Genomic DNA, 554 nt, shown 5'->3' with positions numbered 1-554 from the left:
GGGTTCGAATCCCCCTCTGTCCGCCAAGAATAGTTCCAAGCAAGTCCAAAAACCCCGTAGAATCAACCTTCTACGGGGTTTTTTCTTGGTTCATCGCGGATTACCGGGGAACGCGGCGCGGATTTTGAGGAAGAAGTACTCCTCGTCGCGGTACCCGTAAGCGCGACGCTTGATGACCTTGATGGTGTTGTTGATCCCTTCGACGACGCTGGTGTTCAGAGGATGGCGGCAGCGAGTCACGATGCCGTGCCAGTAACCCTGTAAGCGCTCGGCGAACTTTTGCAGGGCGGCGATCCCGCTTTGTCGAGCCTGTTCGAACCATTGCCCCCAGGCCTTTTCCGCCCAGGCTGGCTTTCGGTAGAACCAGAGCCGTTTGAGTTCGTCGCGCAGCACGTAGACGCATAGCAGCGACTGATTGGCGGCCAGCAGCTCCTTCAGGTGCACGGCCTGTTCTGGTTTCAGGTTTTGGCGGTTGCGCAACAACAGCCAGCGGCTCGATTTCAGGACCTTGCGAGCCGGCTTGTCATGCCGGAGTTGATTGGCCTGATCTACCC

The 554-nt window shown here is 57.9% G+C and carries 1 protein-coding gene; it reads right to left on the bottom strand.

What is annotated here, in order from left to right; genetic code table 11:
• Positions 1-90: 90 nt before the first annotated feature.
• Positions 91-554, bottom strand: a 464-nt coding sequence (locus KDH83_RS31285; protein ID WP_212323009.1) for a transposase, incomplete at its 5' end; no start/stop codon positions are given.

The organism is Achromobacter sp. Marseille-Q0513 (genome assembly GCF_018195695.1).
Taxonomy (GTDB): Bacteria; Pseudomonadota; Gammaproteobacteria; order Burkholderiales; family Burkholderiaceae_B; genus Achromobacter.
This window is presented reverse-complemented; position numbering and strand designations above follow the sequence as displayed.